This window comes from Rothia sp. HSID18069, assembly GCF_003989155.1.
GTDB classification, from domain to species: Bacteria; Actinomycetota; Actinomycetes; order Actinomycetales; family Micrococcaceae; genus Rothia; species Rothia aeria.
Map to the genome: position 1 here is coordinate 518,459 of NZ_RBMG01000001.1, position 24,072 is coordinate 542,530.

Genomic DNA, 24,072 nt, shown 5'->3' on the forward strand with positions numbered 1-24,072 from the left:
TATACATGACGTTGTGAGAGGGCTCAGGAAAATATTTGAACCCGTTTTAGATGTCTTGAGAAGCCGTAGGCTTTGGGCAGAATGAAGGCTGCGCTCTATATACGGTCAAGCCAGTCAGATTGCTTTTACCATTATCAGACAGGGAGTATCTTCGCCCCACAGGTTCGTCTCTTCAAGGGGCAAAAACCCTACAGATTTATAGAAATTGCGGGTGCGCTGGTACGGCTCATTGAGAAAAGATTCTCCAAGCGTCTTGACCTGTATCAGCCTGATACCGCGGTTACGTGCCTCCTTTTCAAATGCATTTATTAGGGAAGTGCCAATTCCGTATCCGTGAAAGGCGGCATCTACTGCCAGCAAATGAATTTCTGCCTCAACCGGGTAGTGCTGGGCGATCAGCATGATACCCACAACTTCGTGGGTTTCCGGGTGAGCTACCGTCCACGTTTCCAGTCGTTCAGCAGCATGTATGTATTCGGCATTGGACTCTTCACGTCCAAACCATTCGGGCAGGGTCTTGAGGATACGTGCCACCGCTTGAGGGTTGTGAGCGGTTTGAGCTGCAGGGGGCCAGGGGATAGTCATGACTGTTTCCTTAAGAATTATGTTTTATGGGTGCTAAAAATAGCCGTGTTCAGGGTGTGACACGGATACATGGAACGGATCGTCATAAGACAATAACTAAACAGTCATAAAACGAGCATACCTGATGAATATGACAGAATGGAACTTTCAGATGCTAGGCTGAGCTTGTACGTATTTCCACGTCAGAGAGCGAGGGCATCATGATTGACGAAACGATGAAAACACTTACCGAAGAATTGATTTCGCGCGGTACCAGCTACGATATTGATTTTCTGAAGCGGGTGTATGCCGATGACCTGAAATTTGTGCGGATTCTGCCGGATAATACGGTGCAGATTCTCTCAAAACAGGACAATCTTGGGTTCTTCCAGGCCCTCAAAGACAGCGGCGCGGCGCCCCTGAACACTGCGCACACTATCCTTTTTGCCGATTCTGACGGTGAAACCGGCACTATTGTGCTCAAACGCAGGATGAGCCAGGGCGCGCAGGAGCAGGATTTTCTGTTCACCATCACCTGGAAGAAACGCGGTGGAAACTGGCAGATCGTTCAAGAAATCGTGGCGGTTCTGGGCGGCTAGGCAAAACACCCGCCTCAAATAGCGTGTGCCACGGCGGGCCTGCGCCTCACCGTAGCACCCACGGGTTTTAGGAGTCTTCGTCTTCGTCGTTTAGGTATGACTGGGCCACCTCGTACAGGTCGGGGTAGTCCGCTGGTACCCGGTTCCATGATTCGCGGGCTTTATCGTCCAGGCCCATCTGCTGGTACAGCACACCCAGGTTTAGCTGCGCGCGGGCGTACTGGTCGGGCACGCTCTCGGGCACGTTCTGGTAGACCCCCAGGGCGGCACGGAAGTTGCCGTGCATGTGCAGCAGCACCGCACTGTTGAACTGCCCCATGGCGTAGTGCATCGTGTCGGCTTCGGGGATATTGCCGTAGGCCGCTAGCGCCGCCTCGTCTTTCTCTTGCCCCTCGTACACGGAGCCGATGTTGTACTGCGCCACCGCGTACGCCTGGATTTCGCTCTGGGGCACTTTCTGCCATGCCGCAATGGCTTTTGCGGCGTCGCCGGTGCTGCCGTACATGATGCCTAAGTCCACCTGCGCCACCGCGTACTGGTCGGGTACGCTCTCAGGTACGGCGCCCCATGCGGCGGCGGCTTCTGCGAAGCGGCCTTGCCTGTAGTGTTCCGCCCCGAGGTTCACCTGTTCTTGGGCGTAGCGTTGCGTACCCGCATCGGGCTGTTCGGCCATGAGTTCCCTTCCTGAGCCAGTAGTCTGTTGGTACCTGTCTTGCCGGTACTGTGCGCCCAGGGCAAGAACTAATTTCCTTAACTATACGTGAACACGCCCTGCCGCGAAGAACCCCCTGCACCCTGGGCTTATCGCACGGTTCTGGCGGTTGTGTAAAGACGGCAGCATAACACTATAGTCGAAACCGTTCGCCCGGTACGTAGTGCCTTAATAGCGGGGGAGCGGGCGGGGCGCTAGTAGGTGTAGTTACCCACGAACACCACGTTTTCTGTGCCGTGTACGGTGCCCGGGTAGGTGTAGTTGTAGAGGGCGATAATGGAGTTGTTGCGGTCGGTAATATTGGGGACGGTGTGGGCGAACCCTTCGGCGTATGAGAGCGGTTCGGCCAGCCCAGCCCAGCTTACCGGTTCGGTCTCTGCGCGGTAGGCTTCCCGGAAGTCTTCGTCGTGGTGGAATATTTTGAAGGCTTCCGCGAATTCTGAGGCCATGTATTCGCTGTTGTCTTGCTCAGCGGCGTAATCAATGTCGAGGTAGTCTTGTAGTTCCTGGTCGGAGTCGAACCTGCCGACCCAGATGGCGACACTGTTGTTCACGGCGTCCCTTCGTTGTTGTTTTCCTGCGTGTTTCTAGCGGTTGAGGTCGTGTTTCATGAGAATGTCTGTTTGCTCGTCATCACCGAGACGGAAAATGTGCTGCCCGAAGGCGGTGAACCCGTTCTTCTGGTAGAACCGTAACGCCCGCTGGTTGTGCTCCCACACCCCCAGCCAAATGTAGCTTACCGCCCGCTGGTTCGCGATGGTGAGGGCGTGCTGGTAGAGGGCCTGCCCCACACCGTGGCCGTGGTGGGTGCCCAGCACGTAGATGCGCTCAATCTCTAGGGCGTTCTCCTGCTGCGGTTCGGTTTGGGCGCCGCCCGTGTTGAGTTTGAGGTAGCCCACCGTCTGCCCCTGCACCTCGGCGGTGTAGAAGAACGACTCGGGGTTGGTGAGCTCTTGGGTGAGCTGGTCCTCGGAGAAACGCTGCGCGATATAGAGCGCCATATCGGCCGCGCTGTTTGAGTCTGCGAAGGTTTCGGTGAACGTTGCGATACTGATGTCACGCAGCACAGCAGCATCGGCGACGGTGAGCTCTTTGAGGCTAACGCTCACTGGTGATGCTCCGTTCGTAGATCAGTCAGCTCCACGGGTTCACGCATGAGCACCCGCAGGCTAGTGCTTTCCTCATGTTGCGCTGGGCGGATAACGGTGCTCATAGTGTCCCTTTCAACGTGGTGGCGGTGAGATGATTCTACGTTCCCACTCAGGCGGCAGGAAAAGCAAGCGGGCGCTGCCTGTGGCCTGGATGGAGGGTGAACGATTTATTCTTTATTCCTGAACGGGTTCTGGGAGATGCGGACCTTGTCGTCATTTTCTCCTTTATCTAATAGGATGCGGAAGAAATCTTGGTATTTTGCCGCACCGGGGGAGAGCCAAATTTTATCGATATGCGGCAGTACTTTCTCCTTATACTCGACGTACATCCACTGTTTTTCACGGTCGCTGTGAATCTTCTCGTCACGGAACTGAGTAATGTACATGATGCGGCATTCCTGCTCCTCCTGGAAGGCAATATGTTTGACGAGGTATTGCAGGGGGAGAAGAATAAACCGGACGGCTTCAAGAATTTTCTGTTTTTCTTCTACGCCGTATTCATTAGGATCTTTGAAGATGGTTTTAAGTTTCTCTAAGATAGAATCATTGTTATCAAATAAATAATCCTTAAAAGACTCTTCTATTTTTGAAATTTTTTTAGAATATTCTATCCAATTATTTTCTGCCGTCTCTTTTTCCTTATCTTCGCGATAGAAAGTGGATTTATCACGTTGAGCCAGAGTCCAATACCCGGTCTCAGGATCGAGATAAATACAGCGGTAGAGCGTGGATTTACCTATTAATAGTTTTTTATTGTCGCTCTCCATTTTCCCTGTTTCATTAGGCTTAATCTGTTCCGATTTACTAGATAGGTCTGTCGAAGGGCCAGCTATAAACTCTAAGGTATCTGTCTGATCGCTAAAAAACTCTTTGTTGAATACCAAGCTAACGCCTGTTGCTTCCCGGCCGTTCTCCTTTCCGTAGAGACGAAACTGGTTAAGATTGTCGTGGTTAAAAGTGAAACAACTAATAAATGTTGCAGTATCGTTTGTATGTATAGTTTCCGGGATCCCTTGCTGATCCCAATAACCATTTAGAACTAGCCCTTCCGTCGGGTCATTGACTCCACGGATAGTGCTGAGCCGGAAATTTGACGGTTCTTTATCGTTTTCCTTGTCTCCAAATAGATCAAAAGCTATTTGTGGCCGAGTATAGTGCGCAACTTTTGACTCAAAACCTAGGATTATCTGAAGAGATTTTAGGACTTCGTCGGTATTTTTAGCTAGGCTATGAAGCTCTTTCCTTACTTCCACAGGGCATTTAAGAATCTTGAATCCGCGTTCAGACTTATAGTAGAAGAATTCACGCACATTATCGTACGCTTCGTGTGATTGTTCCTCTTTTTCTTTATCTAGTGAGTAAACCTCCCCGAGACCGAGCTGTGCCTCTGCGTAGATCTCGAGGTCGACTTCTTCGCGGCGGATATTTGACAATATTTTAATGGCCTGTTTCCACTCGCCTGATTTGGCATAGGCGACTCCGAGGTTGAGCTGTGCCCGTGTGTAGGTTTCGGGGTCGACTTCTTCGCGGGAGATGTTTGACCAGGTTTTGATGGCCTGATCCAGCTTGCCTGATTTGGCATAGGCGGCTCCGATGCCAAATCGTGCCCATGCGTAGGCTTTGCGGTCATCCTGGGGGACGTTTGACCAGGCGTCGATGGCTTGTTTCAGTTTGCCCTGGTCTTTATAGGCGACGCCGAGGTTGTACTGTGCCCATGCGTAGGCTTCGGGATCGTCATTGCGAACCTTTGACCAGGCGTCGATGGCTTCGTCCAGTTTGCCCAGAGTGTGGTAGACAACTCCGAGGTTGCGCTGTGCTTTTGCGTAGGTTTTGCGGTCATCCTCGTGATTAATACTTGACAATGCAGCAATAGCTTCGCCCAACCTGTCCTGGTTTTTATAGGTTATTCCGAGGTTGAATTGTGCCCCTGCGTAGGCTTTGGGGTTGTCGTCGTGGCGAACCTTTGACCAGGCTTTGATAGCTTTCTTCAGTTTGCCCAGAGCGTGGTAGGCGACTCCGATGCCAAACTGTGCTTTGGCGTAGGCTTCGGAGTTTTTGTCGCTGCGAACCTTTGACCAGGCTTTGATAGCTTTCTTCAGTTTGCCCATAGTCTGGTAGGCGGCTCCAATGCCGAGCAGCGCCCGTGCGTAGATTTCGGGGTCTTCACTGGACGAAATCGTTTTTAGAACAGCGATAGCCTCATCAAATCTGCCCTCTTCGAAGTAGGAAATTCCGTGGCCAAACCGCTCTATTGCGGTCATCTGGTTTAGGGGCTTATTTGATTCGGTCACGCCTGTTTCTCCTTGACGCAGTGGTTAGAAAAGTTCAAAGCCTTAGGTCCCGCCTAAAACTTCATATTAAAGGTAGCAGTGCTGCCCCAGCTGCGCAGGAGCAACACTGTGGGCAGCTAGTGTTTATTCACCAGAGCAAGGTTACGTTGTGCTTCGGCGTAAAGTTCAGGCTCATCTTCGCGGCGGATATTTGACCAGGCAGTGATAGCTTCATCCAACTTGTTTTGGGTTTGGTAAGCGAACCCGAGTCTAGACTGCGCCCACGCATAGGCGTTAGGATCATCATCGCGGCGGATGCTCGACCAAGCAGCGATAGCATTATCCGACCGATCCATAGTTCTATAGGCGTCGCCGAGACTTAACTGCGCCCATGCGTAGGCTTCGGGGTCGTCGTCGCGGCGGATGCTCGACCAAGCAGCGATAGCGTCATCCAACTGATCCATAGTCTTATGGGTATTGCCGAGACTATACTGCGCTACCGCATACGCTTCGCAGCTGTGCTCACGGCGGACATTGGACCATGCCGCAATATCCTCGCCCAGTTTACCTATGATTTTATAGGTGTTGCCAAGGCTGAACTGCGCCCATGCATAGGTTTCAGGGTTGTCCTCACACCGAACCTTTGACCATGCGGCGGTGGCTTCATTCAACTTACCCATACACCCGTAAATATCACCTAGGAGGCGTTGTGATAGCGCATAAATAGTGGGGTCTTCACTGGTTGAAATCGTTTTTAGAACAGCGATAGCCTCATCAAATCTGCCCTCTTCGTAGTGACTCATTCCGAGGTCAAGCCGCTCTTGCGCGGTCATCTGTTCTAGGGGCTTATTTGGTTCGGTCACGCCTGTCTCTCCTTGACGCAGTGGTTAGAAAAGTCCAAAGCCTTAGGTCCCACCTAAAACTTCACATTAAAAGGTAGCAGTACTGCCCCTCGTCTGCGCAGGAGCAACACTGTGGGCAGCTAGTGTTTATTCACCAGAGCAAGGTTACGTTGAGCTTCGGCGTAGGACTGCGGGTCGTCTTCTTCAAGAACATTGTTCCACGCGGTCACGGCCTCATCAAGAGACCCGTTGTTATAGTAGGCGATGCCCATGTTGAGCTGTGCCACAGCATATATGTAAGGGCTGTCGCTGCGCAGAACCCTGCTCCGGGCGGCAAAAGAATCTTCAAATAGCTCTTTGTCTTCGTACGCGCTGCCCAGGTTGTTTTGTGCGGCGGCGTACGCTTCGGGGTTGTCCTCCCGACGCACGTTACGCCACACGGCGATTGCCTCATCAAGCTGCCCTAGCGGGGCATAGGCCAGGCCCAGACTCAGCTGTGCCCGAGCGTAAACTGAGGGGTTGTCATCATGGCGCACCCTTCCCCACGCCGCGATCGCCTCATCTATCCGCCCTTGATTCTTGCACGTAGAACCAATGTTGAACTGCGCCTGGGCGTAGGTTTCTGCGTCTACCTCGCGAAGCACGCCTCCCCAGCTTTGAAGGGCATCATCTGTCTTGCCCATAAGCTTATAGGTGTTGCCAAGGTTGAACTGTGCGTTAGTGTACGCTTCGGGGCTGTCGTTAAGCTGCACATTCCCGAACGCGGCAGCGGCATCATCAAGCCGCCTCATCGTTTGATAGACGGTGCCAAGGTTATTCTGCGCCCACGCGTAAGATTCCGGGTTGTCTTCACGAACAACACGGCTAAACGCGGCAACAGCATCATCAAGCCGCCCCATGTTCTTATAGAGAATACCTATACTGTTCTGCGCCGAAGCGTAGGCCACAGGGTTATCGTGGCGATGGACATTGCTGTAGGCGGTCATCGCTTCACGAAGATTCCCCGCATCCTCGTAAACGTCACCTAGAAAGTACTGCGCCCAAGAGTACGCCCCAGGATTTTCACCTGCTGAAACCGTAGCAAGGATATGAACGGCGTCATTCAGCCTGCCCGCGTCAAGGCACTCTACACCAAGGTCAAGCCGCTCTTGCGCGGTCATCTGGTCCAGGGGCTTATTCGGTTCGGTCATGCCTGTTTCTCCTTGATGCGATGGTTGGAAAAATCCTAGGTCTCACCTAAAACTTCACATTAAAGGTAGCAGTGTTGCCTCAACTTGCACAGAGGCAACACTGCTACCTGCCGCACCGAAAGAAAAATAGCAGCAACCCAACCAGAGGGGGCTAGAACAGCTTCTCCCCGTCGGGGGAGACCTCAGACTGCGCGGTTAGTGCCGCGTAGTTAGGGCCGACCGTGCCAATCGTCTGGGTGAGAGTCACCCCCGAGCCGTCACGTGAACCGTACTCCGTCGGCAAGGAACGCGCCACACCGCCCTGTGTGCCAGCCTTCGCCGGGCCAACACCAACCCACGCCAGCGCCAGCTTCGACTCACCCGTGAGGAACCGGTGCGCCCGCACCCCGCCGGTCGCCCGGCCCTTCTGCGGGTACTCCGCCAGGGGAGTGACCTTCACCGAGGCCAAACCATCCTTACCGTCGGTCACCGTCACCACCTCGGCGGTGGTTCCCGGCGCCGTCACGCCCAAAGCAATCACCGCATCCTGCGCACCCAGCTTAATGCCGGCGATACCGCCGCCGCCGCGGCCCTGCGGGCGCACCTTCGCCGCGTCGAAGGTCAGCAGCTTCGCATCCTGCGTCACCAGCGTCAGGGCGTTATCGTCCGAGGCGCACGCAGCCGCAGCAACCACCGTGTCCTTCGGTTTCAGCTTAATAACGTCCCACTCCGCCTGGTTCAGCGGGTACTCCGGGTTCACACGCTTAATCACGCCGTTCGCCGTCGCCAATGCCAGCACCTCATTCAGCGGCACCAGGCCCACCAGCTTCTCGCCCTTCGCCAGGGACACCACCTCAGAGACCTTCACCCCCGAGTTCAGCACCGGTGCGCCCGCAGACTCCTCAAGCACCACCACATCCATCACCGACAGGCGCAGCATCCGCCCCGTCGAGGTCACCGCGCCAATCTCACCGCGCGCCGTCGCCGGAACAACAGAGGTGAACACGTCATGTTTCAGGCGTTTACCCGGGTCGGCCAGTGCCTCACGCATCGGTTTACCGGGGGTGCGGCCCACCATGCCCGAAGCTGAAAGCACCACCCAGCACGGCTCATCCGCAATCTCAAGCGCCAGCCCCAGGCTCTTCTTCGCCTTCGACGCCCCCGCTGAAACAGCCTCAATCGCCGACTGCATATCATCCTTCGACTTCAGCACCGTGCGGCGGTCAGTACCGTACTTCTCGGCCACCTCAGCAAGCTCATCAGAGACCAGCTCACGCAGCGCCGTATCCGACCCTAAAATCCGCTCCAGCTCAGCGATCTCCTCAGCCAGCTTATCCCGCTCAGCCTCAAGCTCAATACGGGAATACTTCGTCAGCTGGCGCAGGCGCAGCTCAAGAATATGGTTCGCCTGAACCTGCGTCAGGTCAAAAACTTTCATGAGCCGCTCGCGCGCCTGCGCGGTCTCATCCGAAGAGCGGATAATCTGAATCACCTCGTCAATATCGACGATGGCGATCAGCAGGCCCTCCACCAGGTGCAGCCGGTCACGGCGCTTGCCCAGCCGGAACTCGGTGCGGCGGCGCACCACCGACAACCGGTGATTAATGTACACATGCAGCAAACCAAGCAGCCCAAGGGTCTGCGGCTGGCCATCCACCAGCGCCACATTATTAATACCGAACGAATCCTCCAACGGCGTGTGCTTATACAGGGCCGCCAGCACCGCCTGCGGGTTAAACCCGTTCTTCACCTCAATCACCAGGCGCATACCCTGCTGCCGGTCCGTCAAATCAACCACATCAGAGATACCGGTCAGCTTCTTAGAATTAACGCCGTCCTTAATCTTCTCAATAACCTTCTCCGGGCCCACCATATACGGCAGCTCCGTCACCACAATGCCCTGCTTGCGGGCGCTCACCTGCTCAATCGAGACCTTCGCACGAGTCTTGAACGTGCCGCGCCCACCCTCATAGGCGTCACGGATACCGCCCAAACCAACGATCGTGCCGCCGCTGGGCAGATCCGGCCCCGGGATGAACTTCATAATGTCTTTCAGCGTGGCATCCGGGTTAGCAATCAGGTGCCGGGTGCCCGCAATCACCTCACGCAGGTTATGCGGCGCCATGTTCGTGGCCATACCCACCGCAATACCCGTCGTACCGTTCACCAGCAGGTTCGGGAAAGCCGCCGGCAGCACGCTCGGCTGCATAAACTGGTTATCGTAGTTCGGCACAAAATCGACCACGTCCTCATCCAGGTCAGCGGTCAGTGCCGTCGCCGACGGGTCCATGCGCACCTCGGTGTAACGGGCCGCCGCCGGGCCGTCATCGAGCGAACCGAAGTTACCGTGCCCATCCACCAGTGGCAGGCGCATCGCAAAAGGCTGCGCCAAACGCACCATCGCGTCGTAAATCGCGGCGTCACCGTGCGGGTGCAGCTTACCCATCACCTCACCGGTCACGCGGGCGCTCTTCACGTGCCCCTTATCCGGGCGCAGCCCCATCTGCTGCATCATGTACAGGATGCGCCGCTGCACCGGTTTCAAACCGTCCCGCGCATCCGGCAGGGCACGCGAATAGATCACCGAGTACGAGTACTCCAAGAAGCTGGACTCCATCTCGGCAGAAACATCAATATCGACGATGTTCTCAACAATATCTACCGGGTAGTCCTCAACAGCTGACTTGCTACGGCGTGCCATGTGTATCCTCGTAAAGCTCGTAGAAGGCGGGCAAAAGATGGTGCGCAGCAGACGCAACACTCATTCGGAACTCTATTCTACCGTGCACACCCCGCGCGGGCACGGCAGCCGGTCACCGGCGATTCACCGGCACACCCACAGGGTACTGTGCCCCACAAAAACCGGTGCCCCGGCCGCGTTAAGTAGCAATGCCCGCCCCAACCCACTACGCTATTACGTAGCGGTGTTCTCACTCGCGACCGGCAGACCCGGCCCGGCTGCCCGGTACCGTAGGGGCACCCGGCAACACTCAACCCATACTAATGAGGTGCACGAATGGCGTATATGGACGAAAGTCCACGCGAAAAACTGGCAGCAGACATTAAACACGCCGGGTTCTACCCGGAGCTGGTGCTTGAAGTGGTCGATGATGCCCTCGCGGGGCTGGAACCAGATGCGCACTTTGTGCAGCACGAAACCCATTTCAGCCGCAACGACCTGCACCGACATATTACCGTCATGGTGCTGTGCGGCTCCCAGCTGGTGCTGGCCCACCTCGACGACTCCCACCTTGAAGAAGACGCCCAAGGAACCGTCGCCCACGTGAGCGTGGAAGCCGTGAAACTCAGCGCCCTGCGGGCCGTAACCATCAGCTACGGGTACGACCAGCCGCAAATCTACCGGCCCGGGATGAGCCCCACAGAAGTCTCATTCCAGGTGGCATGGACCGGTTCGCTGCGCATTGACGCCGCACCCGCCACCTGCCCCGACCCCACCTGCACCGCCGACCACGGGTACACCGGATCCGCCTCTCTAGAGGATATTGCGGTGCGCGTCTCAGCCACCGCAGACGGCCCCGACGCCGTGAAACAGGCCCGGTACTTCGCCCGCGCCCTGCACAGGGCACACATGCATTCAGACACCAAATAGCCCACCCCAACTCGCCACAGAGCCCCCAAAGCAGGAGAACCTATGAGCGTAAGCGGTACAGCATACAACGACGCGGCTGGCACACCCGTACCGCCGCCGCCAGCCTACGGGAGCAATAGCGTAGCCGACGTATTTGAGTCAGCCGCCTCACTGCTGGGGCAGTCCTCCCTAGAGCATCCGGCGCACCCGCTAGGGAACACCAACCGCGACCCGCTGGCACTGGCCAACAGGCTGAGCGAAGCCGGTGCAGACCCGAACGGTTTCCGCAATATTTGCGTGGTCATGGTTGACGGGCTCGGCGAGCAGCTGCTGCAAACCTACGGATCCTACGCTCCGTACTTGAAGAAAACCGTGTCTCTGGGGCCGCTGGACGCTGCTTTCCCCACCACCACCGCCGCATCCCTCACCAGCTTCGGCACCGCCAGCGCGCCGGGTGCCCACGGGATCGCCGGGTACGAGGTGCGTAACCCCGCCACTGGCACCATCATGAACCACCTCTCCGGGTGGGATAAAACCGTGGACCCGCACACCTGGCAGCCGCTGCCCACAGTCTTTGAACGCTACAGCACCCAAACACGGGTTGTTACCATCTCACTCGATAAATACCGGGGCAGCGGGCTCACTGAGGCCGGGCTGCGCGGCGGCGATTTTGTGGGCGCCACCGGGTACGATGCGCGCATCACCTACGCCACCGAACTGCTGGCTTCCCGCACCCCCACCCTCGTCTACCTGTACTGGGGTGAGCTTGACCAGGCCGGGCACCGCCACGGGGCTGGCAGCGACACGTGGCTTGAGCAGCTTGAAGAGCTCAATTTGGCGCTGCGTCGGCTGGCTCAGCGGGCACCCGCCTGGGCGGGCATATTCCTCACCGCAGACCACGGCATGGTGAACATCCCCGAGCAGGAACGCATCGACTACTCCCACGACGCCGAACTCCTCGACAATGTGGCACTCACCGCCGGGGAGCCGCGCGCGGTACAGCTGTACCTGCACGATACGAGCGAGGCCGCCCGCGCCGAAACCGCGCGCCGCTGGGCGGCAGCCTGGGGTGAGCGGGCGTGGGTGCTGGACTCACGCGACCTCTACACGCGCGGCTACATGGGCCCCATTGTGAGCGAAGCCGCCCGCGAGCGCATCGGCGATATCCTAGTCTGCGCCCGCGACAATATAGCCCTCTACGATATGCGGCACTATAAGGAACAGTCACTGAAAATGGTGGGGCAGCACGGTTCGCTTACTGATGCTGAGCGGCACATCCCGCTGCTGTACCTGCCCACCGCATAACCCACGCGCACAGTCGCACACATAATGGGTGCGCTGGCGTGTAGAGTGTGGTTCACTAAAGAAAATGAGCACCCGGGGTTTCTCCCCGTTGGTGCTCTATTTTCTTAACCGCTATGCGGCCCTGTAATGGCTTGTTCCGCCTCCCCAAATCCTTCGCCCCGTGGGCTGGGGATGGCCGGGGCGGGCAGTATGGTGGGCTACTTGCGCCCGCCAAAAATAATTTCGTCCCAGGCGGGTACGCTCATCCGCTGCTTATTACGGCCTGAGGATTTCGGCTTCTCGTGCCGTTTCGTCTCGGCGGGTTCGGGCTTGGACTCGGCGGAGGTGCCCTCGGTGGGAACCGTGGCGGTATCCGCCCGGGTGGTTTCGGCCTGCGAGTGACGCTGCTGCGCCTGGGTTGAGAAGGACTCCCTCTCAGCCCCGGCCGGTGCTGCGGGCCGGGATGACCGGGCCAGCCCGTGCTCGGCACGCTCACGCACGCCCGTACCCTCCGTGGCACCTGCGTTCTCGGTGCTGCCTGCGCTTTCACGGCGGGGTGCGCCGAAGGTGCCTCCGATGCTGGGCCTGCGGTTCTCCTGGCCGCCGAACCTGCGTTCTTCGCGCGGCTCGGGGGTGGTCCCTGCGGTGCCCCGCTCGGGGGAGGAGGTCTCCCGCCCGGCGTGGCGGCCATAGAACGATCCGTCACCTGCCGAGAAACTAGCCACATCCCGATCATCAACCGGCTCCTGCGGGCTTTCATCCGCAGAATCCTGGGGTGAAGAAACCCCCCGATGTGCGGCACCCTGCGAGGCTGCGCCCTGTGCGCGCACCTGTTCACGGTGCCGCGAAGAGTCGGTGGCGTTATTGGTGGAGTCGGAACCCTCATTCACGGTCACAGTAGAAGGCTGGGCCACCACCCGCAGCTGCTGGGTGGTTGGGCCGGGGCGTGACACGCTGCGGGCGCGCTCCAGAAGTTCGTTGAGTTTACGCTCATCCGGGCTGGTGCCCTTGATCGTGGAGGAGCTCACGCGGGAGGCATCAACCGGGGCGACACCGGTAGCTACCGCAACCGGCACATCCGCCACAGAAGAGGCCCCCGAACCGGTGCTGGAAGGTGCTTTAGGCTGCGAACTCGGCTGAGGTTCTTCCTCTTGTTTCTTCGTGTCATACACCTCGTCCTCGGCATTGCCCATTAAGAAATAGGCGGCCTCATTTGAGGCGTACAGGCTCTGATTAGCCGGATTGTACACCCACCGTGCCGGGAACATAACCCGCGCGGGAAGCTCTTCACGGTCCCGGGGTGTTAACGCAAAATCAACTTCAATGCTCCACTGCCCGTTATCCTTCTGCCGGGTAGACCAGTCCTGCGCGGCCTCCGCGAAGCCGTGCGCGGCCGTCACATCCGCGATACGTGAGGCAAGAGTCACGGGAATCTGCGCCAAACCTGAAGCTGAGCTGCGGCGCCCAACCTTCACGCCCTGCGCCGCACGGATAATATGCGCCCGCTCGGCCACAATCGGCCACTCGTAGCGGCGCACCCGCTCCGGCTCCCAGCCGGACTCCTCCGCGATCTCTTCAACACTGGCGCCCTGACGGAACCTCGTCTGAATATCACGAGGCCCAAAACTGCCCTTCGTCCCCAGGCCCCGCGCCGGCTGAATACGGCGAGCCTTCGTGATGCTTGTGCGCAGGTTCATATCGATGGGCAGCGCAAACCGGGTGCCGTCGGCAGATTCAAGCACCAGGTTCTCGCCATCATCGTGGACACCCACTAGGCGCAATTCAAGCATGGAAACCTCCTGTATGCGGCTCAGATGCACCCCGCACCCGCGCCGTAAGAACGCAAACTATCTACCAGATTACCTTGCCAACCCTAAAACATGTAGTATATCCCACCGAAACCCACAAAAAAATAGGCCCAAATACCCCCGAAATACAGCCTTTGCACACAAAAAATGACGCGCAGAGAGTAATTTCCGGGGCCTCAATTAGACAAACCGGGGGTACATGGTGAAAAATACCTGGCATGTTGTGGAATAAACAACCCACAACGAAGTTAAGACACTCAAAGACCACACGTGGGCGCACACACCCTGCCCCACCAATCAAGACGGAGCGTGAAAGTTTGGCAACTGATTACGATGCACCTCGCAAGCAGGACGACGAGCAAAACGAGGAGTCCTATGAGGAGCTGAACGCCCGCCGCTCGGAGATGCAATCCGGTGCGGTCGATGAGGACGAAAACACCGCTGCCGAAAGCTTCGAGCTGCCCGGTGCGGACCTCTCTAATGAGGAACTGAACGTTGTTGTCCTACCCGCACAGGACGACGAGTTCACCTGCGCATCCTGCTTTCTGGTGCGCCACCGCTCTCAGATTGCACGAGAAGAGGACGGGCTGGTGTACTGCGTGGAGTGCGAAGGCTAAAACACCAACCACACTACGCGACAAGGGCAGGACTCCACACGGGAACCTGCCCTTATCCATACCCAATACCGACCGCCCCGTACCGGCGGGCGACAGCCCTAATCCTCAGCAGCTGTATCAAGCAGCTGCACCAGCTTCTCCGGGTGCCGTGAAGAAGCCAGCCAGTACGGTGTAGGATCCGCCGGGTCAGTAATCTGCAGCCGAACCTTAGGGGTAACCCACGGGCGGAAACACATGTAGGCGCGCCCGTCCAGCTCCGGCCCAGCGGCGCGGCGTGCATCATCACCCCGAAACGCCTGCACCCGGCCAATATACTCCCGCTCAATGCGGGCACGGCCAACCCGCACCCACTCGGCGGAAACCTCAATCACCGGCGATGAGGCATACAGCAGCCAACCCAACACAGCAGACACCACAGCCCCCGCAATCACACCCACAGGGATACTGATCGGCGCCCCCACCAGGTAGGATGCGCCCCCGGCCACGAGCACCAGAAGCCACGTGCCCACCCCCGGAGCTAGACGCTCACGGTACAGCGGTTTGGACGATGCGGTGGGTGAAGGTGAAGAAGTCACAGAACATCCCTTCAAGAAGCCGGTTGGGCGCGAAGGGGAACAGTGTGTGCGTGCCGCAACCAGTCACAATAGGCGAACGAGTTACCACACTCATTGTAACGAACCCCATCGTGGCCCTGACCCGGCGGCCTTCAACCGCCGCTTTAGAGGCGGGCAGCAGCCGGGTTGCCACATGATTTTTTGCCTCCGCTTGGGTAGAGTGAAGAGCATGATTAACCCCATTACCGTTCAGATCAAAATGCTCGACCCCGAGTTGCCCGCCCCCGCCTACACCAAACCGGGCGATGCGGGCGCCGATCTGCGCTCGCGCGTAGACTTCACCCTGAACCCCGGTGAGAGAGCCCTCGTGCCCACCGGCCTCGCCCTCGCCCTGCCTGAAGGGTACGTGGGTTTGGTGCATCCGCGCTCCGGGCTGGCCGTTAAACACGGCATCACCATTGTGAACGCCCCCGGTACGGTGGATTCCGGGTACCGCGGCGAGATTATGGTGACCCTGCTCAATACCGACCCCACTAAGCCTTTCCAGATTAAACGCGGCGACCGTATCGCCCAGCTGGTTATTCAGCGCTACGAGCAGGCGAACTTCGTGGTTGTTGCAGAACTGGATGAGACCGAACGCGGCGTCAGCGGGTTTGGATCCAGCGGACTGAAGTAGCGCACGGCACGCGCGTGCGGCGCGCTTGAACGCCGTAATAGGCACTCTACGCGTAAGATATTGAGTAGTACGTATACAGTGAGGGATAACTAAGTGTTTGGTTTCAGCAAGAAAAAACGTGCCGAAGAAGAATACGACGTCGAAGAGTATGACGAGTACGATGACTACGACGAGTATGACGAGTACGATGACTACGATGATTATGACGAGGCTGAGGACACCGAAGGTATCGACGAAGACGAGTACGATACGGAAGAGGAAGATAAGGCCGATCCCGTTCCCGCATACGTTGAGGACGAATCCCTGAAAGTCATCGTCTATGACCGTACCGAGGGCCCGCTCGATATGGACGAGGTGGAAGACACCGAAGACTACGCTAACCTTGGCTCCGTGTACATTAAGCTGCTTGATGGGATGCGCCTGCGCCTAGAGGTGGAAGAGGCAAGCGGTGTTGTGATTGCCGCGACCTGTATCCGTAAGGGCGCCACCATTCAGATTCAGGCGTTTGCGGCGCCCCGGTCGAGCGGTATCTGGGACGATATTCGTGAAGAGCTGGCCGAATCCGTGGCCTCGCAGGGCGGTACCGTCGAGATGTATGAGGGCGTGTTTGGTGTGGAGATGCTCACCCGCCTGCCCGCCGTAACCGAAGACGGCAAACGTGGTGAGCGCGTGGCCAGGTTCGTGGGCGTGGACGGCCCCCGCTGGTTCTTGCGCGGTGTGATCTCCGGTGAGGCTGTGCTCGATAACGAGGAAGCCGCCGAGGCTATTGATGAGGTGTTCCGCTCCGTGATCGTTGATCGCGGCGATGAGCCCCGCCCGCCGCGTGAGCTGCTGCCGCTGGTGGTGCCCGCGCAGGATATTGCCACCGCCGATGACGAGGACGAACCAGAAGAGCAGGACGATAAGAGCAAGCTGCGTCCGCTTCCACGCCGTGGCCCTGAGATCACTGAAATCGGCTAATGGTTCGGGTGCTTTCTGACCGCTCGGGGTCTCAGCCTCCGGTTGGGTACCCCGAGCGTTTTCGCGTGCGTTTAGCGGGCAGGATCGACCAGGTGTGGATTCCGCCGCTGGATGCCAAACCCGTGTACCGGGCTGAGCTGGTGGTCGCTAAATCACGGCTGCTGCAGCGGGTGAGCCCCCTAGCTGTCCTGGGGATTCCGCTGGTTGTTGAACCACCCGGTGAGGACATTGACGACTCCTCAAACACGCCCGCCCCAAAGGCGGTCAGCGGCCCACTGGGTGCCAAGGCGCCCACCGAGACACCGGAGTTGGCGGCGTTTGCGCGCACCCCGCCGTTTGAGCCGGGCAGCCGGGTGAGCCTCATCTGGCACGGGCAGCGCTTGGTGCCGGGGGTGCTGGCCGGTTCACTATTGCGCTGCTCTGGGATGCTCAGCCAGTACCCGGGGGACCCGCGTATCTATAACCCGCGCTATGAGATCGTGCCGCAACTACTGCTGACGGAAAGGACAAAAAATGCCCGCTACGGAACGTGAACCGGGCCCGCACAACACCTCCGCCGGGCGTGAGAGGACTGGTTCTACGGGGGAATCTGTGGGGAGCTCGTTCAGTGCGAGCATAGGCGGTAAACTGCGCCGTACCGCCAACGGTGATGTGGATGTGCTGCACGCGCTGGGAGGCTGGCGCGGGGTGGTGGAGTCGTTACTTCCGGCGACTCTGTTTCTGGTTGTTTTTGTGGTGACGAAACAGCTCACCTATGCCCTCATCGCCTCCCTGGTGACCTCCGGGGTGTTTACAGTGGCCCGTTTGGTGCAGCGTTCTAAGCTGGTTCCGGCGCTTTCGGGCGTGGTGGGTGTGGCTGTTTGTGCCTGGTCGGCCCATTCCACTGGGGACGCTAATGCTTTTTATGTTCCCGGGTTCTTCGTAAGTGGCGGGTATCTGCTTGCTTCGCTCATTTCAATTGGGCTGCGGTGGCCGTTGTTTGGGCTGCTGTTCGGGTTTATCCGGGATGAGGGTGTGCGCTGGCGTGAGAAGCCAGCACGCTTGAAGTCGTATATTCTTGCAACGTGGATTTTTGTTGCGCTGCTGGGGTTACGCTTAGTGGTGCAATTGCCGCTATACTTTGCGGGTGCGACCGAGGCGCTGGGGGTTACTCGTCTGGTGATGGGTGTTCCGCTGTACGCGCTGACTTTGTGGGTGGCGTGGCGTGTGTCTGCCCCTGAGGAAAACCGCGCCGTTCAAGACTCATAACCTTATAAAAACCGATAATAGAGAATCGTGTGCGGCCCGGCTCGTGCCGGACGATACCAGTGGTGCGGTACCGTCCGGTAGGGGATGGGTCGTATGCGGCGAGAAACCCAACCATGAGAAAAAATATTCGTTACTATGTATATGCTGTTGTGGCTTTAGCCCTTCTGGGCATGTGCTTTTTACTGCCTGGCTCGTCCGTTTTTCACCAGGGTGCGTGGCTGACGGTTATTCTTGGGCTGCTGGCGCCTGTCGTAAACCGCCTGTGGGCGTTTAAAGCTGTGCGGCGCGTATACTGGCACCCGCTTAACAGAGCGGCGCGTACAGTGCTGGTAGCAGTCTACGGGCTATTGGTGTTAGAACTATTCCGCCCCTGGGAAGCGCCGGATGGGTTCGCTACCACCGCCGTGCGGCTGGGCGCCCCGCTCGTGTATGTATTCCTCATCGCTCCCATTGTTACGTTCCTGCCGTACTACCCGGTGCGGTACTGGGTGCTGGGGCAGCTGCGAACCCCCACCGTTGCACCGCATTCCCGTGACTTCTTCGGGGTGAGCCCCCGCACCGCGGTCGCGTACCTGGATGCCCCGCTGCACAAACTCAACGCTGAGCAGGGGCGTGAGAGGGCGTACTCGTATGTGTGGTGCGCAGACCGGGCGATGCGTACCGTGCAGAACCGGCTCACAGTCGAAGCGGTACGGGAACCCATCACGGAAGAGACCACCGAACGGGTGGAGCGTCTGCAGCAGCTGGTGGAGCGCGCCTACCAGCGGTGCGACAGCATGGACAGGCACGAGCCCGGGTCACAGGCGTACCTGCAAGAGCGCGCCCAAGCAATGGCAAACTCATATGTTGTGCTCACCAGCGTAGGTTCTCCCGCATGGGGGATGGGGCAGTGGCACAACCCGCTCGTGGATGCGGCACGCGGGACGGTACTGCACCCGCACGTGCAGGCGTTACACAACAGTCTTGAGCAGGCGCAGGCGCAGGCGCGTGAAACCGTGCGGGCGTTAAACCCGGTGCTTCTGCACGCCCGCCGGGAAGGCAATAAGCAGCTGGTGGGTGCGCTTGCCGGTTTTACCCGCACCCTGGAGGCGCTGCTGACAGACGGGCTCAATAATACGGGGCATATGCTGTCGCTGTGCCCAAACACCCGCCCGGTTATTGCGCAGCCCGCGCTGAAACAAATGTATGAGCTGTACCCGCAGGCGTTGGAACGGCTGGTAGCGGCCACAAACCTGACCCGGGTGCTGAGCAAATTCCACCGCGAGTACGAGGCTTCCCTTGAGGTGGTGGCTTATGTGAAAGCGGCACTGGCTATTGTGCCGCACCTGCACGACTACGTTGAGACAACCGGCAACCGGTTTTACGCCAAATACGCGCGTCACCGCGAAGAGGCACTGAACTCTGTACTTGAGGCACGCTCCGAAACCGGGCACGATGCACTGTTTTTGGCGAACCTGCACGAGTGGGTGAACACGACAGGAATCACCGCCCCGGATAACCTCAGCCGCCGCACGGAGAACAATATCCGCCGGTTGAGTGCGCAGATCGCTGCCACCCGCACCCGCCGTGCGCTGGCAGAATCGGTAGTGTACGCCGCCGGCGGCCTCACCGAGCTGCAGAACATTGACACCGCCCGGCTTGCGCACCTTTTCAGTGTGGTCAATGACGAGCCTGCAGACGCGGACGAACCAACCGAGGTGCCTCCGCGGGTGCTCGCCGAAGCGAAAGCGCTCAGCGAGAAAATACGGTCAGCCTGCCTGAAGCAGTTCCCCGAGCTTGCCGAAGGCAACCGTGCCACGGCGGAGCCCTCAATGAGCGCCTTCTACGCGGCCGCCCTCGCCGGGTCGGCCTACGCATTCGACGGGGTGCACGCGGTACGGGAACAGCTGCTGGAAAATATGCGTGCCGACCGTGCAGAGTCGAGCGAGCTTCCCGCCGTCTGCTGGTACTGGCCGCATAACACCCGCGCGGGTGACGCCCACGGGGCAGATGTCGACTGGGACGTTAGCGGAGACTTCGGCGGCTGGGAGAACTGCGATATGGGTGGCTCCGACTTCTCAGGATGCGACAGCAGCGGCGGGGGAGATTTCGGCGGTTCAGACGGTGGAGGCGGCGGCGGGGGAGACTAAACGCCCCAGTCGAGTATTTCCGTGCCGCAGTATCGGCACCGGAGTCGCGGGCCGTACCTCTTGCCACGCTAACGGCGGGGTGCTCCCCAGAAGGATGGGGCGCATCCCGCCGTTTCTTGTCTCACCGGGGGGGGCAGTCGGCACGGTACCCGACCCGGTTATCCACTAGGCGAAAAGCGCGCGGATCTGGTCTTCACCAGCGATAGTGGTAATGAAAAACAGCTCGTCTGAGCCCTCAAGAACAACATCAGCCGACGGGGCGATCGGCGCACCATCCCGCAAGATAGCGGTGAGTACCGTATCCGTAGGCCACTGCACATGATCCACCCGGTACCCGATCACCGGGTGATCCTCCGGCACCGTGTACTCCACCAGGGTGGCCCCGCCAGCCTGTAGGGTCAGCAGGCGCACCACATCGCCCACTTCAACAGCCTCCTCCACGAGGGCAGTCATCAGACGCGGGGTGGAGACCGCCACATCCACACCCCACGACTCGTCAAAAAGCCACTCGTTGCGGGGGTTATTCACGCGCGCCACGGTGCGCGGCACCCCGTACTCGCTGCGGCACAGGAGTGAAACCATCAGGTTTGCCTTGTCGTCACCGGTGGCGGCCACCACCACTTCGCTCTCTTCGGGTACGGCCAGCTTCAGCACCGACAGCTCACAGGCATCCCCAATAAACCACTGCACCTGCGGCAAGTTGGCGCGTTTTTTCGTCTCAGGCTTTGAATCGATAATGGTGATTTCGTGGCCGCTGGCGTGCAGCTCCCGGGCGATAGAGGCGCCCACCGAGCCTGCCCCAACAATTAGTACTTTCACGTGGTGTCCCTTATCCGGCTAGTTGGTGTGCGGGTTATCGCTTTTCACGGCGGCTGGCTCGGCGGCGAAAGCCCCAGCCCATGCGTCCCGCGGGTCGTGGTGTTCACCCTCAGTATCCTTAGGCGCCTGGGAGAGGATACGGGCGATCTCGGTCGCCTCATCGGTGCGCACCATGGCGTGCACAGTATCACCCTGCTGGTAGCTCGTATCGGGCCGGGGGAGCATCCCCTCACCGAACCGGGTGATGTAGGCGATGCGCGCACCCGTAGCAGCCTCAATATCGACCAGTGCGTGCCCGGCCCACTCCTCATGAAGCGGTAATTCGGTGAGAATCAGACGCCCAGATGCCTCCCGGTAGTCGCCCCGGATCGCCTGCTCGGGCAGGATACGGCGCAGCACCTGGTCGGTTGACCAGCGCACCGCCGCAACAGTGGGGATGCCCATGCGCTGAAAGAACTCCGCCCGGTTCGGGTCGTACACGCGGGCAACCACGTTCTTCACCTTGAACGTCTCACGCGCCACACGGGCGGCAATCACATTGGAATTATCCCCCGAGGATACGGCGGCAAAGGCGTAGGCGCCCTCTATCCCGGCGCGCTCCAGAGTCTCTTTATCAAAACCCACGCCGGTGACGAGCTTACCGCCAAAGTTCTTCCGCAGCGGCTGGAATGCGCGGATATCCTGGTCAATCACGGCCACGGTGTGCCCGGACGCTTCGAGGGTTCGGGCGAGCATGACGCCAACTCGCCCGGCGCCCATAATCACAAAGTGCGGCATAGTTCTCCTAGGGTTGAGCCGGTTACTGTGCGCGGCGGGGAATGATATGACCCCCTCAAACCGTCAGGCTCGCTCATAGTTAAGAGTGTACAGCTCCCCGTGGGGGCGGCGCCTGACCCCCGCCCCGTGACAGGGCCACGGCCGGGAAAACAAGGGGCACCGCATAAATTGAGCTTTAGAGGCGGGCGGGATAGCCTTAAACCGTGAACAATCGTTGGGGTAGGATGCGTCGCGCGCTCACCGGTGAGCCGGTGGATTCTCGGCAGTTGGCGGCCACGTCGCTACCGAAGCGCTACGCCCTGCCCTTGCTGGGTTCTGACGGGATTTCGTCGGTGGCCTACGCCGCCGATGAGGTGATTCTTATCCTTGCCGTGGCCGGGGCCGGTGCGCTCACCTACTCGCCGTGGGTGGGGTTCGCCATCGCCGTGGTGGGGCTCGTGATCGTGGGAACCTACCGGTACAACATCCGGCAGGTCGCAGCTGAGGGCGATTTCGCCCTGGTACGCCGCAAACTGGGCCGCCGCCCGGCCGTGGTGCTGGGCGCCTCCGTGCTGCTGGACTACGTGCTCACGGTAGCGGTGTCAATGTCTTCGGCGGCAACGTTTATTACCGCGCTTTTCCCGCAGCTGCAGGGCTTCCGGGCTGGTATTGCGGTCACCCTGATTGTGGTTCTGAGCGTGGTGTGCCTGCGCGGGGTGCAGCTGATGGGCCGGTTAGCCCACTGGCCGCTCTACATTTTTCTGGCCCTTTTAGGGATCACCCTGGTGTACGGGCTGCTGCAGGCATTCACCGGAACCTTAGCGCGCGCCGAATCCGCCGGGTACACGCTCACCCCCGAAACCCCGCACGCGAGCCTTGACGGGGTGTTCCTGGTGCTGCTGCTCTCCCGGTCCTTCTCAGCCGGGGCGGTGGCACTTTCGGGGGTTTCAACTATCTCCAACTCGGTGCGGTTCTTCAAAGCACCCAAGCAACGCAACGCGGCACTGACACTCATGCTGATGATCGTCATCACCGGGGTTCTGCTGGTGAGTATCCTCTATTTGGCGCGGCAGAGCGGAGTGCAGCTGGTGCAAAACCCCAACCGGTACTTGAGCACAGACCCGAGCAGCCCCAACCAGCCAATACACCAGAAACCGGCCCTGTACCAGGTGGCGTTCGCCGTATACGGGAACGACCTCATCCCCACACTGCTGGCCTTAGCAACAGTGTCCGTGCTGGTGATCGCCTCACTGACTGCGTTTATCGGGTTCCCCATTGGGGCCTCAGCAATCGCCGACCGGCACTATCTGCCGCACCGGCTTCGGAGCGTGGACTCCACCGGGCTGTACAGTAACGGCGTGATCCTGCTCGGGGTGATCTCGGTACTTTTCACGGTGCTGTTCGCAGCTGACGTGTTCGCCCTCATCCAGCTGTACGTGGTGGGCATGTGCACCTCAATGCTGCTCACCCAGGTGGCGGTGGTGCGGTTCCGTCTGCGTAAACTACGCATTACCCTAAAACCGTCGGCGCGGCGCAAACTCGCCCGCGACATCACTGTCAGCGCAGTCGGGGTGGTGGTCACCGCCCTGGTGCTGGTAACCGTGGTGGGCACCAAATTCTTGGCGGGGGCCTGGCTGTCGCTCACATTCATTCTGCTTCTGTCCGAGGTGATGCTCATGACCCGCAGGCACTACGCCCGCGTGGATAAACTAACCGAAATACCGCTGGATCAGGAGGCGGCCGCCGACGCCGCAGCCCTACCCTCACGCGTGCACGCCGTGGTCTACATTGAGCGGGTACGCCAGCCCGCGCTCAGGGCGTTAGCCTACGCTCGGGCCGCGCGCCCCTCCACCATAGAGGCGCTGACCGTCAATAACGACCGTCAGCTGCTGGCTACCGTGAAAGAACGCTGGGATATGCTGCACATCCCGGTGCAGCTATCGGTGATCGACTCACCGTACCGGGACACGGTGTCCTCGGTGCTGGACTATGTGCGGCGGAAACGCAAAAAATCCCCGCGCGACGTGGTGGTGGTGTACCTGCCCGAGTTCGTGGTGGCGCACTGGTGGCAAGAGATACTGCACCGCCGCACCGTGCGCAGGCTCAAAAAAGCGCTGCTGCACGAACCGGGAGTGGCAACCGCCACCGTACCGTGGGCTCTCCACGCCGCCGAGACCCAGCCAGGGGAAACGGTCGCACCCACACAGCCTCCCAGCAGCGAAGAACCACCCACCCACCGGGTGCACCGGCCCGCCCTGTACCGGGGAAAAACAGGCGCTACCTAGGCGTGGGATTGGCGATAAAAATATTGAATTTTTACCCCGT

22 protein-coding genes are annotated in these 24,072 nt (G+C 59.2%); 10 read left to right on the forward strand and 12 right to left on the reverse strand.

Translation table 11 applies throughout. The annotated features are described in order from the left end of the window. Positions 1 to 114: 114 nt before the first annotated feature. A complete protein-coding gene (locus D8M41_RS02365; protein WP_126926329.1) occupies positions 115 to 585 on the reverse strand; it encodes a GNAT family N-acetyltransferase in 471 nt (156 codons plus the stop codon). Between the two features lie 200 nt (positions 586 to 785). Between D8M41_RS02365 and D8M41_RS02370 the strand changes: the two genes are divergently transcribed. Next, positions 786 to 1,163 carry a nuclear transport factor 2 family protein gene (locus tag D8M41_RS02370; protein ID WP_006887386.1) on the forward strand — a complete coding sequence of 126 codons (378 nt, stop codon included), beginning with the start codon at positions 786 to 788 and terminating at the stop codon, positions 1,161 to 1,163. Positions 1,164 to 1,230: 67 nt separating this feature from the next. Here the strand turns inward: D8M41_RS02370 and D8M41_RS02375 are convergent, their stop codons facing one another. From D8M41_RS02375 to D8M41_RS02405, 7 genes are all read right to left on the reverse strand, one after another. Beyond that, entirely contained in the window at positions 1,231 to 1,836 is a 606-nt protein-coding gene (locus tag D8M41_RS02375) for a tetratricopeptide repeat protein (protein WP_126853280.1), read from the reverse strand. A gap of 233 nt (positions 1,837 to 2,069) precedes the next feature. Next, on the reverse strand, positions 2,070 to 2,429 hold the full coding sequence (locus tag D8M41_RS02380; protein ID WP_126926330.1) for an immunity 22 family protein: 360 nt from the start codon (positions 2,427 to 2,429) through the stop codon (positions 2,070 to 2,072). Between the two features lie 33 nt (positions 2,430 to 2,462). Continuing rightward, the gene (locus D8M41_RS02385) at positions 2,463 to 2,984 is read right to left on the reverse strand and encodes a GNAT family N-acetyltransferase (protein WP_126926331.1); all 522 of its coding nucleotides are present in this window, start codon (positions 2,982 to 2,984) and stop codon (positions 2,463 to 2,465) included. 209 nt (positions 2,985 to 3,193) lie between these two features. Next, positions 3,194 to 5,317, reverse strand: coding sequence for a tetratricopeptide repeat protein (locus tag D8M41_RS02390; protein ID WP_126926332.1), 2,124 nt, complete (start codon positions 5,315 to 5,317; stop codon positions 3,194 to 3,196). Positions 5,318 to 5,433: 116 nt separating this feature from the next. Then, on the reverse strand, positions 5,434 to 6,159 hold the full coding sequence (locus D8M41_RS02395) for a tetratricopeptide repeat protein (protein ID WP_126926333.1): 726 nt from the start codon (positions 6,157 to 6,159) through the stop codon (positions 5,434 to 5,436). A gap of 119 nt (positions 6,160 to 6,278) precedes the next feature. Next, on the reverse strand, positions 6,279 to 7,328 hold the full coding sequence (locus D8M41_RS02400; protein WP_126926334.1) for a tetratricopeptide repeat protein: 1,050 nt from the start codon (positions 7,326 to 7,328) through the stop codon (positions 6,279 to 6,281). 151 nt (positions 7,329 to 7,479) lie between these two features. Beyond that, a complete protein-coding gene (locus D8M41_RS02405) occupies positions 7,480 to 10,008 on the reverse strand; it encodes a DNA gyrase/topoisomerase IV subunit A (RefSeq protein ID WP_126926335.1) in 2,529 nt (842 codons plus the stop codon). Between the two features lie 315 nt (positions 10,009 to 10,323). Here D8M41_RS02405 and D8M41_RS02410 point away from each other — a divergent pair, with 315 nt between their 5' ends. Together D8M41_RS02410 and D8M41_RS02415 are read left to right on the forward strand one after the other, a co-directional pair. Next, positions 10,324 to 10,917, forward strand: a complete 594-nt coding sequence (locus D8M41_RS02410) for a DUF5998 family protein (protein ID WP_006887552.1) — start codon at positions 10,324 to 10,326, stop codon at positions 10,915 to 10,917. Between the two features lie 42 nt (positions 10,918 to 10,959). Then, on the forward strand, positions 10,960 to 12,201 hold the full coding sequence (locus tag D8M41_RS02415) for an alkaline phosphatase family protein (protein WP_006887539.1): 1,242 nt from the start codon (positions 10,960 to 10,962) through the stop codon (positions 12,199 to 12,201). 197 nt (positions 12,202 to 12,398) lie between these two features. Here D8M41_RS02415 and sepH read toward each other — a convergent pair whose 3' ends face one another. Then, the gene (gene sepH, locus D8M41_RS02420) at positions 12,399 to 13,970 is read right to left on the reverse strand and encodes a septation protein SepH (protein ID WP_238693454.1); all 1,572 of its coding nucleotides are present in this window, start codon (positions 13,968 to 13,970) and stop codon (positions 12,399 to 12,401) included. A 335-nt stretch (positions 13,971 to 14,305) separates the two neighbouring features. Here sepH and D8M41_RS02425 point away from each other — a divergent pair, with 335 nt between their 5' ends. Continuing rightward, a complete protein-coding gene (locus D8M41_RS02425) occupies positions 14,306 to 14,605 on the forward strand; it encodes a DUF4193 domain-containing protein (RefSeq protein ID WP_006887546.1) in 300 nt (99 codons plus the stop codon). A 98-nt stretch (positions 14,606 to 14,703) separates the two neighbouring features. Here the strand turns inward: D8M41_RS02425 and D8M41_RS02430 are convergent, their stop codons facing one another. Then, positions 14,704 to 15,180, reverse strand: coding sequence for a DUF3093 domain-containing protein (locus tag D8M41_RS02430; protein WP_126926336.1), 477 nt, complete (start codon positions 15,178 to 15,180; stop codon positions 14,704 to 14,706). A gap of 208 nt (positions 15,181 to 15,388) precedes the next feature. On the opposite strand from D8M41_RS02430, the gene dut reads away from it, so the two are divergent. From dut to D8M41_RS11720, 5 genes are all read left to right on the forward strand, one after another. Next, positions 15,389 to 15,835, forward strand: coding sequence for a dUTP diphosphatase (dut, locus tag D8M41_RS02435; protein WP_174232403.1), 447 nt, complete (start codon positions 15,389 to 15,391; stop codon positions 15,833 to 15,835). A 93-nt stretch (positions 15,836 to 15,928) separates the two neighbouring features. Then, complete coding sequence (locus D8M41_RS02440) at positions 15,929 to 16,795, forward strand: DUF3710 domain-containing protein (protein ID WP_037235092.1); 867 nt, start codon at positions 15,929 to 15,931, stop codon at positions 16,793 to 16,795. Further along, positions 16,795 to 17,328 (forward strand): asparaginase, encoded by a 534-nt coding sequence (locus tag D8M41_RS02445; RefSeq protein ID WP_126926338.1) that lies wholly within the window; start codon positions 16,795 to 16,797, stop codon positions 17,326 to 17,328. The genes D8M41_RS02440 and D8M41_RS02445 overlap by 1 nt, the downstream gene beginning before the upstream one ends. Continuing rightward, a complete protein-coding gene (locus tag D8M41_RS02450; RefSeq protein WP_126926339.1) occupies positions 17,309 to 18,043 on the forward strand; it encodes a DUF3159 domain-containing protein in 735 nt (244 codons plus the stop codon). Before D8M41_RS02445 ends, D8M41_RS02450 begins: the two co-directional genes overlap by 20 nt. A 113-nt stretch (positions 18,044 to 18,156) precedes the next feature. Continuing rightward, positions 18,157 to 20,172, forward strand: a complete 2,016-nt coding sequence (locus tag D8M41_RS11720; RefSeq protein WP_193901403.1) for a hypothetical protein — start codon at positions 18,157 to 18,159, stop codon at positions 20,170 to 20,172. A 165-nt stretch (positions 20,173 to 20,337) separates the two neighbouring features. Here the strand turns inward: D8M41_RS11720 and D8M41_RS02460 are convergent, their stop codons facing one another. Beyond that, positions 20,338 to 20,991, reverse strand: coding sequence for a potassium channel family protein (locus D8M41_RS02460; protein WP_006887553.1), 654 nt, complete (start codon positions 20,989 to 20,991; stop codon positions 20,338 to 20,340). An 18-nt stretch (positions 20,992 to 21,009) separates the two neighbouring features. Further along, positions 21,010 to 21,768, reverse strand: coding sequence for a potassium channel family protein (locus tag D8M41_RS02465; RefSeq protein ID WP_006887549.1), 759 nt, complete (start codon positions 21,766 to 21,768; stop codon positions 21,010 to 21,012). Between the two features lie 203 nt (positions 21,769 to 21,971). Here D8M41_RS02465 and D8M41_RS02470 point away from each other — a divergent pair, with 203 nt between their 5' ends. Next, positions 21,972 to 24,032 (forward strand): APC family permease, encoded by a 2,061-nt coding sequence (locus tag D8M41_RS02470; RefSeq protein WP_219098203.1) that lies wholly within the window; start codon positions 21,972 to 21,974, stop codon positions 24,030 to 24,032. Positions 24,033 to 24,072 lie beyond the last annotated feature (40 nt).

What these genes read in the sequence shown, in the direction of transcription:
- D8M41_RS02410 (WP_006887552.1), top strand. Translation starts at nt 10,324, where the DNA reads ATGGCGTATATGGACGAAAGTCCACGCGAAAAACTGGCAGCAGACATT.
- D8M41_RS02465 (WP_006887549.1), bottom strand. Translation starts at nt 21,768, where the DNA reads ATGCCGCACTTTGTGATTATGGGCGCCGGGCGAGTTGGCGTCATGCTC.
- D8M41_RS02365 (WP_126926329.1), bottom strand. Translation starts at nt 585, where the DNA reads ATGACTATCCCCTGGCCCCCTGCAGCTCAAACCGCTCACAACCCTCAA.
- D8M41_RS02445 (WP_126926338.1), top strand. Translation starts at nt 16,795, where the DNA reads ATGGTTCGGGTGCTTTCTGACCGCTCGGGGTCTCAGCCTCCGGTTGGG.
- D8M41_RS02450 (WP_126926339.1), top strand. Translation starts at nt 17,309, where the DNA reads ATGCCCGCTACGGAACGTGAACCGGGCCCGCACAACACCTCCGCCGGG.
- dut (WP_174232403.1), top strand. Translation starts at nt 15,389, where the DNA reads ATGATTAACCCCATTACCGTTCAGATCAAAATGCTCGACCCCGAGTTG.
- D8M41_RS02415 (WP_006887539.1), top strand. Translation starts at nt 10,960, where the DNA reads ATGAGCGTAAGCGGTACAGCATACAACGACGCGGCTGGCACACCCGTA.
- D8M41_RS02370 (WP_006887386.1), top strand. Translation starts at nt 786, where the DNA reads ATGATTGACGAAACGATGAAAACACTTACCGAAGAATTGATTTCGCGC.
- D8M41_RS02375 (WP_126853280.1), bottom strand. Translation starts at nt 1,836, where the DNA reads ATGGCCGAACAGCCCGATGCGGGTACGCAACGCTACGCCCAAGAACAG.
- sepH (WP_238693454.1), bottom strand. Translation starts at nt 13,970, where the DNA reads ATGCTTGAATTGCGCCTAGTGGGTGTCCACGATGATGGCGAGAACCTG.
- D8M41_RS02400 (WP_126926334.1), bottom strand. Translation starts at nt 7,328, where the DNA reads ATGACCGAACCGAATAAGCCCCTGGACCAGATGACCGCGCAAGAGCGG.
- D8M41_RS11720 (WP_193901403.1), top strand. Translation starts at nt 18,157, where the DNA reads ATGAGAAAAAATATTCGTTACTATGTATATGCTGTTGTGGCTTTAGCC.
- D8M41_RS02405 (WP_126926335.1), bottom strand. Translation starts at nt 10,008, where the DNA reads ATGGCACGCCGTAGCAAGTCAGCTGTTGAGGACTACCCGGTAGATATT.